Raw genomic sequence first — 15,211 nt, 5'->3', positions numbered from 1 at the left:
GGCAAACATAAAGAAACAAATTGTTTGCTGTTTAAAAATGTATATGTTATTATTATCTCGAATTAGAGATAATTAAATTCGAAGTAAAAAGAGGGAGTCGTATGAAGCAAAACAATCGTAACTTAAAAGCATTTACGGTCTTGTTCCGAGCATATCAAACGATTCAAGATGCAACTAGAAGAGATTTACTTCAATTCGATTTAAATCAAACTGAATTTTCGGTTCTTGAATTTTTGTATCACCATGGTGAACAACCAGTTCAAATGATTGGTAAAAAAATATTAATTGCAAGCAGTAGTATTACTTATGTGATCGATAAGCTCGAGCAAAAGGGCTATGTGTACCGTAAGGCATGTCCAAGAGATCGTCGTGTTACGTACGTATTACTAACGCTTGAGGGACAGGTTTTGATGGAGGAAATATTCCCTAAGCATGAACAGAAAATAAATGAGATATTTGAAGTATTGGAAGCCCAGGAGCTGGACAACATGATTTTATCACTTAAAAAAGTTGGCAAGAACGCCACTAACCAATAAAAAAATTTAAATATATATCTCGATATCGAGATATATAGGAGGAGCATACTATGAATCATTTAAAAGGTGTACACCATGTAACTGCTATCACAAGTAGTGCTGAAGAAAATTATAAATTCTTTACCTATGTTTTAGGAATGCGCTTAATAAAGAAAACAGTGAATCAGGATGACATTCAAACATACCATTTATTCTTTGCAGATGATAAGGGTAGTGCGGGTACAGATATGACGTTCTTTGATTTCCCTAATATCCCAAAAGGTGTACATGGTACAAATGAAATTTCAAAGACTTCTTTCCGTGTACCAACGGATGCTGCTTTAGATTATTGGATAAAGCGCTTTGACCGTTTAAATGTGAAGCATACAGGTATGAAAGAACAGTTTGGTAAGAAAACACTATCTTTCGTAGATTTTGATGATCAGCACTATCAGTTAATTTCTGATGAGCACAATACAGGTGTGGCGGCAGGTACGCCTTGGCAGAATGGCCCCATCCCACTTGAGTATGCCATTACAGGTTTAGGACCAGTTTTTGTCCGTGTCGCTAATTTTAAATACTTTAAGGATGTTTTAGAAAAGGTAATGCTCTTTACAGAGATTGCAGAAGAAGAGGACTTCCATTTATTTGAAGTAGGTGAGGGAGGAAATGGCGCCCAGATTATTGTCGAGCACAACACAGTGTTACCCGTTGCTCGTCAAGGTTTTGGTACTGTTCACCATGCTGCCTTTCGTGTAGAGGATCGTTCGGTATTAGATGAATGGACTGCACGTTTCGAAAGTTTTGGTTTCCACACTTCTGGCTATGTAAATCGTCATTTCTTTGAATCATTGTATGCACGAGTAGCTCCGCAGATTTTATTTGAATTGGCTACAGATGGTCCAGGATTTATGGGCGATGAGCCATATGAAACATTAGGAGAAAAACTGTCATTACCACCATTTTTAGAACCAAAACGTGAACAGATTGAAAGTCTTGTTCGTCCGATTGACACTGTAAGAAGTTCCATTATGTTCGATAAAGAATATGAGTAACACAATTTCATCCAGTTGGGAAAGCAAAGCCCCACTGGATGTATACATAACTGTATTGGGGGATAAAAAAATGGAATTTTCCAAGCTGATTGATAAGCGTCGCTCTGCTAATAATTTTATCAAGGACGTTAAAATGACTGAAGAAGATATACGCCCTATTTTGGAGGATGTTAAGCTTGCCCCTTCAGCATTTAACTTACAGCATGCTAATTATATTGTTGTGCTGGATGAGGATATGAAAGAAAAGGTGAGAGAGGCAGCATATGGTCAATATAAAGTACATTCAGCTTCAGGTGTAATTCTTGTACTAGGTGACAAGGAAGCATATAAAAATACTGCTGAGTTAAGTCAGGGCATGGTGGATTTAGGCATAATTACAGCGGGTGAACTAGAGGATATTGTAGCAGAGAATACAAGATTTTATGAGGATCGCGGTGAAGGATTCATGAAAGATGAAGCCATTCGTAATGCTTCTCTGTCTGCAATGTTATTCATGCTAGCTGCGAAAAATCGTGGTTGGGACACTTGCCCAATGATTGGCTTTGATAATCAGAAAATGCGTGAGCTTTTCAATGTGCCAGAAACACATGAAATAGCCTTAATGATTACTATTGGGAAAGAAAAAGAAAGCAGTCGTCGATTACGTGGGTATCGCAAGCCAGTTGAAGAATTTGCCATTTATTATTGAGATGGTATAAAATACAATAGCTATACAAATACTATGAATAATGTACATTTAGGAGGAAACATCATGAAAGTAGTAGCAATCGTAGGTAGTATCCGTAAAGAATCTTATAATATGCAATTAGCTCAATTTATTCAAAAACGTTATACAGAAAAGTTAGATCTTGAAGTATTAAGCTTAAAGGACCTACCAATGTATAATCAAGATATTGAAAATGAGGCTCCACAAGCAGTTCTTGATTTTAAAGCAAAAGTAAAAGCTGCAGACGCTGTACTTTGGGTTACACCTGAATATAATGGTACAGTTCCTGGGGTTATGGTAAATGCTATTGATTGGCTATCTCGTGTAGATAAAGTAATGATTGGCAAACCATCTATCATTATGGGTGCATCAATGGGGAACTTAGGTACTGTAAAAGCACAATTACATTTACGTGATATTTTATTCTCTCCAGGCATTAACTCACCATTACTTAGCGGTAATGACGTTTATATTGGTGCTGTTCACACTAAATTTGATGAAGAAGGCAATTTAACTGATGAAGGTACAGTGAAATTCCTTGACGTAGTTATTGATAATTTCTTAAGTTGGGCAAAAAAATACGTTTAATTAAAATATAACCCATAAGTATACAATATACTTATGGGTTATATTGTTGAAAAAAAAGAGGATGTCACTAGCAAAAAAAGCTCTTTTGTTAAGGCGAATGGTTGATTTCGGTTCCGCTAGCGTCCGATGCCGCTTCCCTCAATTCCGTTCGCTCTAGGGTCTACTCTGTGACGCTAGCTCCTCTCCCATCAACCATACATCAAGAGATTATTTTTCATATTAGCAGTAGCGGATAAAATAGCCCATTAGAGAAAGGATAGGCACTTGGAGAAGTGATTAGTTACCCATAAAATCTTTGCTAAGATGGTAATTCTTGTGAAACGGCAAGCCTTTTTCATACAAATTCTAATGAATGTTCAATACTATGACCCATAGGTATACAATATACTTATGGGCATTTTTTGTTTGGAAAGATGCTACTTCTGCATGAAATCTTCACACTTTCAAGATATACTTTTAAGAAATTCTAAAATGGTGGTTACGGATGAGAAAATTATCATTAAAGCTGGGCATTATCTTCTTCATCACATTGTTTTGTATTGAAACCTTTATGATGTTTTTTTTGCATGTTTCCCTGACGAATTCTAGAGTGGAAGAGGAACTAGAGCGTTTACAAGCGAGAGGAAATTCACATCGTACTATATTAGAACAGAACTTCAATAATGAAACACTAGCACATGTCGTTCTTATGGAATCAGAAGCAAGTACAGATGTCGTGGTGACTGACCATTTCGGGACAATCCTTGCATCCTCACAGCCACATCAAGAAATCAGTGATCTGATTCGTGAAATAGAGGGGGAAATACCTTATGAAGGAAGGGTTTTACAAGACAATTGGCAAGAAGTTAAAGCAATTGCGACTATAAGCCCTATTCAAAATCAGCAAGGAACGATTGGCTATGTATTTATGTTTCAAAATACCGATTCCATCCATGCATTAATGAAACGGCTGAATAAGCATTTTCTCATCGTGGGTATTGTATCTGGTCTAGTCAGTATTGCAGTCATTGTTGTTCTATCTCGTAAGCTGGCTAAGCCACTTATTCAAATGAAAGAGGCTACATTGAAAATGAGTAAGGGTGATTTTACAGTTGCTCTTTCTACGAATGGAAAAGATGAGCTTGGGGATTTATCAAATGCTATCCAGCTTTTATCCAATGATTTAAATCATCTAAGGCAAGAGCGTAAGGAGTTTTTATCGAGTATTGCACATGAGCTTCGTACACCGCTAACTTTTATTAAAGGCTATACAGACATTCTTGCTAAACGGGATTTAACAGGGCAAGATCGTCAAAAGTATTTAGCTATTATAATAGAAGAAACAAATAGACTTTCTAGATTAATCAAAGATTTATTTGATTTAGCGAAAATGGATGAAAACTCATTTGTAATTGAAAAACATTGCTTACATTTAGAGCCGTTTTTTACAAGCATTGAAGAAAAATTAAGTCCCGCTTTTCAAGATAAAGGTATCTATTTAGTTGTACGTTGTGATAATGGCTTAACACTATGTGCAGATGAAGCAAGACTTGAGCAAATTCTGATTAATCTATTAAATAATGCATTAATCTATTGTGCACCAGGAGATATGACTACAGTCACTGTAAAACAAGACAGTGGAATTTTAAGCATCATCGTTGAAGACACAGGGAAAGGAATTCCAAAGAAGGATTTACCGTATATTTTTGATCGGTTTTATCGAGTGGAAAAATCACGTAGTCGTGCTTTAGGTGGATCTGGACTTGGGCTTGCTATTGTCAAGGAGCTAGTACAAGCACATGGGGGAGAAATAAAGGTTAGAAGTGAAATAAATAAAGGGACTACTTTTGAATTATCATTTAAAGGAGTAGAAATGAATGAAAACGATTTTATGCATTGATGATGAACCAAGAATGTTAGATTTATTAACCCTTTATTTGGAACCACTATTTAATTGTAGAGCAATGTCTTCTATACAAGAGGCATTGGATTTTTTAGAAGAAGAGCATGTGGATTTAGTTCTTTTGGATATAATGATGCCAGAGATGGATGGGTGGCAGGTTTGCCAGGAAATTAGGAAGTTTTGGGATGTTCCTATCATTATGCTTACTGCAAAAGGAGAACACGCTGATATTGTAAAAGGTTTAAATCTTGGTGCTGATGACTACGTTTTAAAGCCTTTTGATGAGGAAGAATTGTTAGCACGCATACATGCTGTATTAAGAAGAACGATATCTGAAGAAAAAGTGATTAACTTTGAAGGGCTTTGTTTAGATAGAGAGTCCTTTGAAGTATATTTTCAGCATAAGGCAATTCCATTAACACCAAAGGAATTTGCCATGCTCGCCCTATTTTTAGATTATCAAAATAGAGCATTTTCTAGAGAACACCTTATACATGCCGTTTGGGGATATGATGTAACGATTGAAGATCGTACCATTGATTCACATGTACGTAATTTACGAGAAAAATTAAGAAAAAGTGGTTTTCCGGCGGATGATTACTTGCAAACCGTTTGGGGCATCGGCTATAAATGGCATAAGTCTGCAAAGAGAAAGCAAATGGAACATAAAAGCTAGAAATTAACCTCTACCAGAATTGAAGGTAGAGGTTATTTCTATTATTTTGGACTAAGCTCTTCTTCTGTTACCCATTTATGATTTGTTACAGCTTCACCACTTGTAGTGGAAGTATAATCAACCATATATACAGTTGTTTGCACAGCCTCGTCAATAAGGACAGTCGCATTTTCCATACCTTCCATATGTGTTGCGTCCGTTTTTACTTCTGTTCCAGGAGCCAGTGGTGCTTCTTGTGGGTCAATTAATTCTTCATGAATTACCCACTTATGCTTTTCTATTCGCTTTCCACCAGTTGTAGGCTCATAGGAAATAACATAGGCAGTTGTAGTATAGGCACCTACTATTGTTGCTTCGGCCCCTTTCATACCTTCCATATGTCCATCTGTAATAATGGCTGTGCTTCCTATAGGAAATTTCGGATTTTCAGCTTTTTTTAACGTTACTGGTACTTCGCCAGAACTTGAATGGTTCATTGTAGAATGATCCATTTCTTCAGCAGCTTCATTAGAAGTGGACGCAGGATTTGTTTGATCCTCTGTACAAGCCGATAAACTAATTAGAGCGACTACTGATAATAGTCCGACTGACCATCTTTTATTGAATTTCATATGATATCCTCCTCACTATGTGCTCCTAATGTAGCAAATAAATGTGCAGAAACGATGGATATAACCTATGAAAAACATTTCTTTAGTCTGGCGGGGAGATATGCTATTGATTAGGCATGATCTTCAATGTTTTTTGTAATCTATGGGCGAAGATACCAGCAAAAATAGCTAAAATAATATCTTTTGGTAGTGGAGGAATCATCCAAAGCCAAGCGAGCTTATATGAAAAATTCTCTGGCGCACTTGCCCATAGCTTATAGGCAAAAAACATCCAATTTGTTCCTATCAAATAATTTATAGCCGTTGCTACCAAAGCAGCTACGATAAAACTTTTCTTTGTTCCGCTTCGTTCTACGATTAACCCCGCAACAAATGCCGCAAATATAAAAGTAATAATAAACCCAAAGGTAGGGCTTAAAATTTGGCCAATTCCACCCCCGAAACGAGCAAAGACAGGAGCTCCTGCCAATCCTACGCACATATAAATTGTGCAGGCAAGCGCACCTTTTCTACTACCAAGAATAAGCCCTGCTAAAATTGCAAAGAAGGTTTGAAGCGTAATGGGTACACCACCAACTACCATAAAAGGTGCAAAGGAAGTGATATTAGCACCCACCATCATTAACGTTGTAAATAATCCAATGTAGGTAATGTCAACAGTTCTTAACTTATGGTGACTATGTTGTGTAACAGTTGCCATGATTTCACCTCGTTTTATAAGTTATTACTGCTAGTGTAAAAAACGAATGTATTTGTGTCAACCTTATTATTTATATAAGTTAACTCAATTGCTGAATTAAATTGAAGTAGACTATCTATCTATAAAAATGTATGATAGAACCGTCACAATTTTATAACTTCAAATACTATTGGTGTGACATTTTGAATGTCACTTAAAAGGGAAGTCGGTGGAAGTCCGACGCTGTCCCGCAACTGTAACGAGGAATCCTATAATATGATTTGCCACTGTTTAAGAATGGGAAGGCAATTATAGGATAGTGAATCGAAGCCAGGAGACCTGCCATTTAGTAATACCTGTAATGCCCACGAGGATGCAAGCAATTACGGACAATAGCTGGATATTTTTCTGACTTTGTTTAATCTTGGGTATTTCTATGCGCATTTTCGCATGGGATACCTTTTTTTATTGCTTCATTCATCAATATTCAGTAGGAGTTTAAAACAGATGAATAAAAAATTTATGTTATTTTCCTTCGTACTTTTCATGGTATTAATTGTTTCAATGACCTTTGCTGTAATGGTTGGCTCAGTTTCAGTTACACCGTTATATGTATGGAAAGTTATTCTTTCTAAAATTCCTTTTATACAAAATTCGATCGAGCAAGATTGGAGTCGCTCTCAGGAAATCATCATCTGGCAAATAAGAGCACCTCGTGTTTTGCTAGCTGCGATAGTAGGAGCGGGGTTAGCTATTGCAGGGGCAGCCATTCAGGCACTAGTACGTAATTCTATTGCAGACCCGTATATTCTAGGGATTTCTTCAGGGGCAGCTGTCGGAGCTACTTCTGTGATTATTTTAGGAGCCTTTTCATTTTTAGGTATTTACGCTCTTTCAGTATCCGCATTCCTTGGTTCATTACTTGCCATTGCACTTGTCTTTTTCTTATCACGTGTTGGGGGACGTGTCTCTATTTTCCGCTTGCTATTGGCAGGCATGGCTGTGTCCTTTATCTTAACGGCTATCTCTAACTTTATTTTAATGATGTCAAAGCAAGAAGGGGCCTTAAAGGCTGTTATGTTTTGGATGCTAGGTAGTTTAGCTGGAGCCAAATGGAATAATATTGTGATTCCAGCTTTCGTATTTTTTATTGTATTTGGGCTACTGTGGCTACACTATCGCAATTTAAATTTATTATTACTAGGAGAAGAGGCGGCAGTGACATTAGGCGTTAATCTTCAGCAATTCCGCATTCAGTTAATACTACTAGTATCTCTATTAACAGGTGTGCTTGTCGCAGTTAGTGGTTCTATAGGATTTGTGGGTTTGATTATTCCCCATATTGTGCGTTTAATTGTGGGCTCAAACTATAAATACGTAATACCTATCAGTGCTTTAATAGGTGGAATATTCTTAGTGTGGGCAGATGCCTTTGCTCGAATTATTATTGCTCCTCAGGAAATGCCAATTGGTATTATTACAGCTTTTTGTGGAGGACCATTTTTCATTTGGCTTCTCCGTCGTAACAACTATTCTTTCGGTGAAGGAGATTAACTTCCATGACATTAGAAGCGAAACAAGTATCATTCTCCATTTACGATCAGCGTATACTGCATGATGTAAGCATTCAAATAAAAGAAAAGCAATTTGTTGGATTAATTGGTCCTAATGGGAGCGGAAAATCAACATTGTTAAAAAATATGTATCGTCTCCTAAAACCTGAAAGTGGATCGGTAGTATTAAATGAGCAAGATATATTAAAGCAATCAAGTAAAGCAATTGCGAAAAATTTGGCTGTTGTAAGCCAAGAGACACCCGTATTATTTGATTTCACTGTGCATGATTTAGTCAGTATGGGAAGAACCCCACATAAAAAGCTGTTAGAGCTTGATCAAGAGAAAGATTTTCAAATTGTTAAAGAGGCTCTTAGACAAACGGGCATATCGCATTTAGAGAAACGAGACTTTAGTTCGCTTTCTGGTGGCGAGAAAAAACGTGTCATGGTTGCAAGGGCACTCGCTCAACAAGCACAGATATTAATATTAGATGAGCCGACGAATCATTTAGATATTCAACATCAACTTCAACTTATGGATTTAATTCAGACTTTGCATTTAACCGTAGTAGCAGCTTTACATGATTTGAATATTGCTGCTATGTATTGCGATCAAATTTACGTTTTACAGCAAGGGCGAATAGTTTGTCATGGTACACCAGAGGAAGTACTTACGCCAACAGTGCTGCAAGATGTATTTGGTGTTTTTGCGGATATTCAAATACATCCAATGACAGGGAAGCCGTATCTTACATATGTTCCTGAACAGTTCACTAAGGGGTTTAGCCAAATATAGAAAAGTTTCATCTTCTATTAGATACATAAAACATCCTTTAAGGAGTGACTGTATGCAAATAGCCTTTACGAAAATGCATGGTATTGGCAACAGCTATATCTATCTTGATCTTTTCCAACATGATTACAAGGAAGATATCTTTTGTGAATTGGCTCAAAAAATGGCCAATGTCCATACTGGTATTGGCTCAGATGGATTGATTATTATCCAACCCTCTAAAATTGCTGACTGTGGTATGCGTGTATTTAATAAAGATGGATCTGAGGGGACAAATTGTGGTAACGGTCTTCGCTGTGTTGCTAAGTATATTTTTGAACGTCATATTGTACGACAAGAGCTAATTACGATTGAAACGAAATCCGGGATTATGCTGGCACAGGTAGTGGTGCAAGACAATCGTGTAATAGAAGTGATTGTCGATATGGGCAAACCTCTCTTATTGCGCAAAGACATTCCGATGTTAGGAAACCCAAATGAGCTTGTCATCAATGAGATATTTCCTTTACCCCAACAATCTCTTTTGGTAACAGCTTTGTTTTTGGGCAATCCGAATACTGTAGTTTTTGTGAATGCGATCGAGCAAGTACCATTAGGAACATTAGGCGGTATTATAGCAAACGATATGAGATTTCCTTATCGCTGCAATGTTGAGTTTGTAGAGGTTGTTCATGAGAAGGCATTAAAATGCTGCGTTTGGGAACGAGGTTCGGGTATAACAGAGGCATGTGGGACAGGTGCTTGTGCAGCGGTAGTGGCTGCTATATTAAATGGTTTTTGTCAGAAGGGAGAAGAGATAGTAGTCCAACTTAGTGGCGGTGACTTAGTCATTCGATGGGCTGACAATGACCATATCTGGATGCGTGGTCCTGCAGAATTTATTGCGGAAGGTATTTATGAATTTTTATCTTAATTACTCCCATCCTTCTTCGTCATGCCATTTTAAATAAATGAATACAGGACGCCTCCGATTTAAGGGTGACGTCCTATATTGTAAAGCCATTAAGATACTGCTTTTAAGCCTGCTACACCTATGATAATTGCTATGATACTGATAATACGTGATAGATTTTTGGATTCGCCAAAGAAAATGATATTTACGAGTACAGCTCCAACAGTACCAATTCCTACCCAAACAACATAGGCAATACTTAACTGCAAATAGTTGAAGGATGCATATAAAAGGGCAAAAGACACACCAAAACCACCAATATATAACATTAGATTTCGTAATGTTTTATGCTGACTATAGAAGCGTAAGCCAACCACACCTATAATTTCAGACAATGCAGCTAAGATAATAAGTACCCAACCCATTATACATTCTCTCCTTTCGTTTGCACCTGCTCTTTAGAGGAATTATCCGCTAATTTTAGACCAATCACACCTAATAATAAAATAATCATGAACAGTCCTTTAATGGCATTAAATTCTCCTTCGAAAATGAAAATATCCATTAATGTGGTACCGATTGCACCTGCTCCGGCGAAAATAGCGTAGACTGTACCAGTAGGTAAGCTCTCACAAGCCTTCGATAAGAAATGAAAATCTATAGCAATGATTGTCACAATAATTATCCAATGCCACCATGAGCTTGCTACGTTAAAGCCAAATACCCAAAGCAATTCAAATAAACTTGTTAAAACGACGTACATCCATTCTTTTTTCATCAATAAAATCCTTTCTATTAGGTAATATAATGACTGACATTCAGTCATTTTCAGGGTAAAAGAGAACGTCACTTTTATGGGTGACGTAGGCCAAGTGCGTGAGATAGGAAGTCTATAAGCTCAATCTTGAGCAATTTCATTGTTTCGTCCTTGCTATCATCAAATAAATAAATTTGTTCAGCAGCAGATTCAATTAGACCAATCATCAGTTTAGCAGAACGTGTTGGGTCAATTGAATCACGTATCATTCCCTGTTGCTGGCCAGATAATAAGAAATGACTCATCCAGTCATAATAGGGTGCATATATATTTTCCCATTCTTTTAAATGCTCAGTTTGCGCAATACCTGCATAAATAAGTGCAACGATATCTCCATAATCTTTCGTGATTAAGAAAACCATTTCCACAACCTCTTCAAGTTGCTGTTCAAAGGGCTTATGACTTGAAATACCTTCATCTAAGGTAGCAATAATTCTTTCTACCATATTTTTTGCAATAGCAGGCATAACAGAAAGGCGTGATGGGAAATAAAGATAAAATGTTCCTTGAGCGATCCCAGCAGCTTTAACGATATCTGAAACTTTTGTTTTTTCTATACCTTTTTCTCGAAAAACCTCAATGGCAGCTTGAATAATTTTTTCTTCTTTTGACATGCAATCCCTCACTTTTGCCTTACTTAATTATTATGTTATAGAATAAGAAAAATAATGTCAATAAAAATGACTGATTATCAGTCATTTTTTATTATCCAATGTTCGTTCGTAATTCCACAATTATGCGAAGGAGTATATTTTCTATATTTCGGGGAATTGTATAATTGAAAGGATTGATGACCATGAAAGAAATTAAGTTTGCACAATTAGACCCGCAGCAACTAGAAAAAATTAATGAGCTTGAAGAAAAGATTGGTGTAACATTAGTTGCCTATGATGCTTCCTCCACACCATCACACGGTTCCGGCGCTTTTGAGTCAAATAATAGCACTACTACAAATCATCCATCATAATGAAGTGAGAAATGCCTTGCAGTAATGTAAGGTATTTTCGTTTTATAGAATGTATTTAAAGGAGTGTTTGAATTGAATGAATTCTATGCTGATTTACATATTCATATTGGACGTACTTCTAGTGGAAGGGCAGTGAAAATTACTGGCAGTAAAACGTTAACATTAGCACGAATTTTAGAGACGGCTAGTGCAAGAAAGGGATTAGACATCATTGGGATCATTGACTGTCACTCACCTGAAGTAATCGAAGAAATGGTGAGGATGATTGAACACGGAGAACTGCAAGAACTTAAAGAAGGTGGTCTGCGATTTCAGGAAACAACTTTAATTCCCGGATCAGAGATCGAAATTTATGATCAACATTGTCAGGGTCCTATTCATGTGCTTGCTTACTTTCCTACACTAGAGCTCATGAAGCTGTTCTCAGAATGGATGTCACAACATATGAAGAATATCCATTTAAGTTCACAGCGTATTTATTGTGATGGTCAGACCTTGCAGCAAAAGGTACATGAATTGGGAGGTATTTTTATTCCTGCACATGTATTTACACCATTTAAAAGCTTGTTTGGCAAAGGGGTTCGTCGAAGTTTAACTGAAGTCTTTGATCCGCAGCTTATTGATGGTATTGAATTAGGTTTAAGCTCTGATACAAATATGGTAAGTCATATTAAAGAATTACAAGCATATACATTCGTTAGCAATTCTGATGCACATTCGCTTGGGAAATTAGCACGAGAGTATCAAAAGTTACGATTAGCAGAAGCGAATTTTACAGAATTAAAAATGGCCCTGCATGAGCAAGAGGGACGAGCGGTAATAGCCAATTATGGCCTAAACCCTTTGCTTGGCAAATATCATCAAACAGTTTGTGCAAAATGTAGTCAACAGCTAAGTAAAGAGGCTACCATTTGTACAAAATGTGGGAGTACTCAAATTATAAAGGGAGTAGCTACCCGTATACAGGAGCTATCTGAAGACTTTCCCAATAAACGAAATAGACCACCTTATATTCATCAGATACCACTTGATTTCATTCCAGGTATTGGTCCTAAAATGATGGAACGTTTAATCGAAGCATTTGGTACAGAAATGAATATTTTGCATCGTGTAACAATCGACCAGCTTGAACAAATTGTGCCACATAAACTAGCCCATTTAATCGATTTAGCGAGAAAGGGCCAATTAGCCATTGAAGTTGGTGGTGGTGGGATTTATGGAAAGATACAGGTTAATTAGATAAAAAATGAAATGTTTCAAAAAGATTGTTGTAATTTAACCTATTTTTATCGTTCCTCTAGTAAAATAGTGAAAATAACGACTATTTTATAAGTAGAGGAGAGAGTAAATGCGATTATCAAAGAAATTTCGTTTTTTAGCTTCAAGTGTATTGGCTTTGCAATTAGCTATACCTGTAGCAGCTAGTGCAGAAGAAGGACAGGGTGACCATATAGCACCAAGTTGGGTTGTACAAACCGATTATGTGGCACTTGGTGATTCATTAGCACATGGGATGAATGAAGTAGGTGTAATTGGATTAGGCTATACCGATTTTATTGCACAGGCATTACAGCAAGACGGCTTCCTTACTTCCTTTAATAAGGGCTTTGCTATGTCAGGCTACACAACTAAAAATGTTTTAGCTGATCTACAAAATGATGTTGCAAAAACAGTGACTGGTTTTGGCTATACAGACGAACAGGCAAAGTTACGGGCTTCTATTAAAGAAGCTGAAATCATCACATTAACAGCTGGGGCAAATGATCTATTGCCAATATTAAAAGAATCTCAAGCAACGGGAATTGACACTGTGGCTATCATAAAAGCTACTAAAGAAGCTGTATCGAACATTGCTACTATTCTATCTGAAATCAAAAAGATTAATCCACAAGCTGAAGTATATGTAATGGGCTATTATAATTCCTTCCCATACTATAGTGAGAACTTACAAAAACAATTTAATTTGTTATTAGCTACATTGAATGCAACAATTAAAACAACTACTGAAAAAGCGGGCGCTATTTTTGTTCCTACATATGATGTTGTTGCAAAGGATGTTGCCAACTATCTACCAAACCCTGAAAATATTCATTTAAGTGAAGCTGGTTATTTAGCAGTAGCAAATGAAGCATTTTTACCAATCATTAAAACAAGCTCTTTATGGGATGTCACGCAGGCTATTGGATTAGAGGTAAAAGATCGTACAACTGTTAAGGTTAGCTGGCAAGAAGCGACAGATAATGTAGGCGTAGCAAATTACCTTGTCTATGTGAATGGAAAATTAACTTCAACATTAAATGCTGACACTACTACAATTACGCTCAAAGATTTAATAGAAAATACAACCTACAATGTATCTATCAAAGCAATTGATGCTGCTGGTAATGAAAGTGTTCAAAATCCTACAGTAACTTTCACTACGAAAGGAACAGTTAGCTTTACAGATACACAGAATCATTGGGCAAAAGATTATATTCAAACAGCTGCAAATATAGGTATAATGAACGGCTATACTGATGGGACATTTAGACCTGAGAGTAGTGTAACACGTGCCCAAGCTGCAGCTATTCTTGTAAGAAGCCTTGGCTTAACTACAGAAGAAAAAGCACCATTTACTGATATCGAAAATTATGATGCAGCAACACAGGCAGAAATTGCGGCAGCATATGTACATGGTCTTATTAAAGGAACAGATGGGAAATTTAAGCCTGGACACCCTGTGACACGCGCTCAATTAGCTTTAATGATTCATCGCGCTTATGAACAGCAATCTAATCAGCCGTATATTGCAAAAGGCAATGTGCCATTTGTAGATGTCGCTTCATATAATGCAGAAACCAAACGTGCAATCACAATGCTGTATGAATTAGGAATCGTGACAGGGGATGGAGGGAAATTTTCACCTGAGGCTGTCACAACAAGAGGTCAAGCAGCTAAAATATTTACCAATCTTAGTCAGCTACTCATTCAATAATCATTAAAAGGTAGGGGGATTGTCTCCTCTACCTTTTGATGTTTTCGTAAAAAACGAAGTATAGTCTATCTAAATAAAGGAGAATGGGATGCTGTCATTTATATTATCTGCTAAAAGATTAGGAAAAGGACTGTGGAGGTCCTTTAAACGTCCACAGTTCCTATCATTATTTACTACACTATTTTTAATCATTCTATCAGGAACTCTATTCTACAAGGGGACAGAAGGATGGTACTGGTTGGATGCCATGTATTTTGCTGTAGTGAGCTTAATTCCAACTGGAGTCGAAACAGGACTATATCCAACAACGACTTATTCTAAAGTATTTACAATGATTTATTTAATTGTTGGTACAGGAGTAATGTTTATCATGTTATTAATGCTGGGACGCTCTATCGTAGATTTTTCTCTGAATGAAGAAGAAAAAGAAGAGGTTAAAAAACGTTTGAAAAAGTAAAATAGCAGTACAATGAATTTTTTGGACGATTCATTGTACTGCTA

The 15,211-nt window shown here is 36.8% G+C and carries 18 protein-coding genes and 1 riboswitch; of the genes, 13 read left to right on the top strand and 5 right to left on the bottom strand.

Going from position 1 to position 15,211, the window contains the following annotated elements; genetic code table 11:
• Window positions 1-101 precede the first annotated feature (101 nt).
• From AC1RFD_RS20380 to AC1RFD_RS20355, 6 genes are all read left to right on the top strand, one after another.
• A complete protein-coding gene (locus AC1RFD_RS20380) occupies window positions 102-536 on the top strand; it encodes a MarR family winged helix-turn-helix transcriptional regulator (protein WP_004224400.1) in 435 nt (144 codons plus the stop codon).
• A 50-nt stretch (window positions 537-586) separates the two neighbouring features.
• A complete protein-coding gene (locus AC1RFD_RS20375; RefSeq protein WP_054548877.1) occupies window positions 587-1,570 on the top strand; it encodes a ring-cleaving dioxygenase in 984 nt (327 codons plus the stop codon).
• A gap of 70 nt (window positions 1,571-1,640) precedes the next feature.
• Window positions 1,641-2,258, top strand: coding sequence for a nitroreductase family protein (locus AC1RFD_RS20370; protein WP_004224402.1), 618 nt, complete (start codon window positions 1,641-1,643; stop codon window positions 2,256-2,258).
• 63 nt (window positions 2,259-2,321) lie between these two features.
• Window positions 2,322-2,864, top strand: a complete 543-nt coding sequence (locus AC1RFD_RS20365) for an NADPH-dependent FMN reductase (protein WP_048394950.1) — start codon at window positions 2,322-2,324, stop codon at window positions 2,862-2,864.
• Window positions 2,865-3,348: 484 nt separating this feature from the next.
• On the top strand, window positions 3,349-4,743 hold the full coding sequence (locus AC1RFD_RS20360) for a sensor histidine kinase (protein WP_175400776.1): 1,395 nt from the start codon (window positions 3,349-3,351) through the stop codon (window positions 4,741-4,743).
• Window positions 4,721-5,422, top strand: coding sequence for a response regulator transcription factor (locus tag AC1RFD_RS20355; RefSeq protein ID WP_054548876.1), 702 nt, complete (start codon window positions 4,721-4,723; stop codon window positions 5,420-5,422). Before AC1RFD_RS20360 ends, AC1RFD_RS20355 begins: the two co-directional genes overlap by 23 nt.
• A gap of 41 nt (window positions 5,423-5,463) precedes the next feature.
• Here the strand turns inward: AC1RFD_RS20355 and AC1RFD_RS20350 are convergent, their stop codons facing one another.
• Both AC1RFD_RS20350 and AC1RFD_RS20345 read right to left on the bottom strand, forming a co-directional pair.
• Window positions 5,464-6,033, bottom strand: coding sequence for a YdhK family protein (locus AC1RFD_RS20350; protein ID WP_054548875.1), 570 nt, complete (start codon window positions 6,031-6,033; stop codon window positions 5,464-5,466).
• 103 nt (window positions 6,034-6,136) lie between these two features.
• Complete coding sequence (locus tag AC1RFD_RS20345; RefSeq protein WP_054548874.1) at window positions 6,137-6,733, bottom strand: biotin transporter BioY; 597 nt, start codon at window positions 6,731-6,733, stop codon at window positions 6,137-6,139.
• Window positions 6,734-6,886: 153 nt separating this feature from the next.
• Window positions 6,887-7,073, top strand: a riboswitch (cobalamin riboswitch).
• Window positions 7,074-7,219: 146 nt separating this feature from the next.
• On the opposite strand from AC1RFD_RS20345, the gene AC1RFD_RS20340 reads away from it, so the two are divergent.
• The 3 genes from AC1RFD_RS20340 to dapF are packed head-to-tail and all read left to right on the top strand — an operon-like array spanning window position 7,220 to window position 9,973.
• Window positions 7,220-8,266 (top strand): FecCD family ABC transporter permease, encoded by a 1,047-nt coding sequence (locus AC1RFD_RS20340; RefSeq protein WP_048394957.1) that lies wholly within the window; start codon window positions 7,220-7,222, stop codon window positions 8,264-8,266.
• Window positions 8,267-8,271: 5 nt separating this feature from the next.
• Window positions 8,272-9,063 (top strand): heme ABC transporter ATP-binding protein, encoded by a 792-nt coding sequence (locus tag AC1RFD_RS20335; RefSeq protein ID WP_054548873.1) that lies wholly within the window; start codon window positions 8,272-8,274, stop codon window positions 9,061-9,063.
• 52 nt (window positions 9,064-9,115) lie between these two features.
• Window positions 9,116-9,973, top strand: a complete 858-nt coding sequence (gene dapF, locus AC1RFD_RS20330; protein ID WP_054548872.1) for a diaminopimelate epimerase — start codon at window positions 9,116-9,118, stop codon at window positions 9,971-9,973.
• A gap of 89 nt (window positions 9,974-10,062) precedes the next feature.
• Here dapF and AC1RFD_RS20325 read toward each other — a convergent pair whose 3' ends face one another.
• From AC1RFD_RS20325 to AC1RFD_RS20315, 3 genes are all read right to left on the bottom strand, one after another.
• Entirely contained in the window at window positions 10,063-10,377 is a 315-nt protein-coding gene (locus AC1RFD_RS20325) for a DMT family transporter (protein ID WP_054548871.1), read from the bottom strand.
• Complete coding sequence (locus AC1RFD_RS20320; protein WP_054548870.1) at window positions 10,377-10,730, bottom strand: DMT family transporter; 354 nt, start codon at window positions 10,728-10,730, stop codon at window positions 10,377-10,379. The genes AC1RFD_RS20325 and AC1RFD_RS20320 overlap by 1 nt, the downstream gene beginning before the upstream one ends.
• Before the next feature lie 74 nt (window positions 10,731-10,804).
• Entirely contained in the window at window positions 10,805-11,383 is a 579-nt protein-coding gene (locus tag AC1RFD_RS20315; RefSeq protein ID WP_054548869.1) for a TetR/AcrR family transcriptional regulator, read from the bottom strand.
• 182 nt (window positions 11,384-11,565) lie between these two features.
• On the opposite strand from AC1RFD_RS20315, the gene AC1RFD_RS20310 reads away from it, so the two are divergent.
• The 4 genes from AC1RFD_RS20310 to AC1RFD_RS20295 all read left to right on the top strand — a co-directional run bounded on the left by AC1RFD_RS20310 (window position 11,566) and on the right by AC1RFD_RS20295 (window position 15,167).
• Window positions 11,566-11,736, top strand: a complete 171-nt coding sequence (locus AC1RFD_RS20310) for a hypothetical protein (RefSeq protein WP_175400775.1) — start codon at window positions 11,566-11,568, stop codon at window positions 11,734-11,736.
• Window positions 11,737-11,808: 72 nt separating this feature from the next.
• Entirely contained in the window at window positions 11,809-12,975 is a 1,167-nt protein-coding gene (locus tag AC1RFD_RS20305) for an endonuclease Q family protein (protein WP_054548868.1), read from the top strand.
• 109 nt (window positions 12,976-13,084) lie between these two features.
• Entirely contained in the window at window positions 13,085-14,710 is a 1,626-nt protein-coding gene (locus AC1RFD_RS20300; protein WP_054548867.1) for an S-layer homology domain-containing protein, read from the top strand.
• Window positions 14,711-14,798: 88 nt separating this feature from the next.
• Window positions 14,799-15,167, top strand: coding sequence for an ion channel (locus tag AC1RFD_RS20295; RefSeq protein ID WP_492475228.1), 369 nt, complete (start codon window positions 14,799-14,801; stop codon window positions 15,165-15,167).
• Window positions 15,168-15,211: the final 44 nt, after the last annotated feature.

It is taken from the genome of Lysinibacillus sp. GW823-FHT02G10 (genome assembly GCF_058797135.1).
The sequence above is the reverse complement of the archived record's forward strand: the minus strand, read 5'-3'. Positions and strand labels throughout refer to the sequence as shown.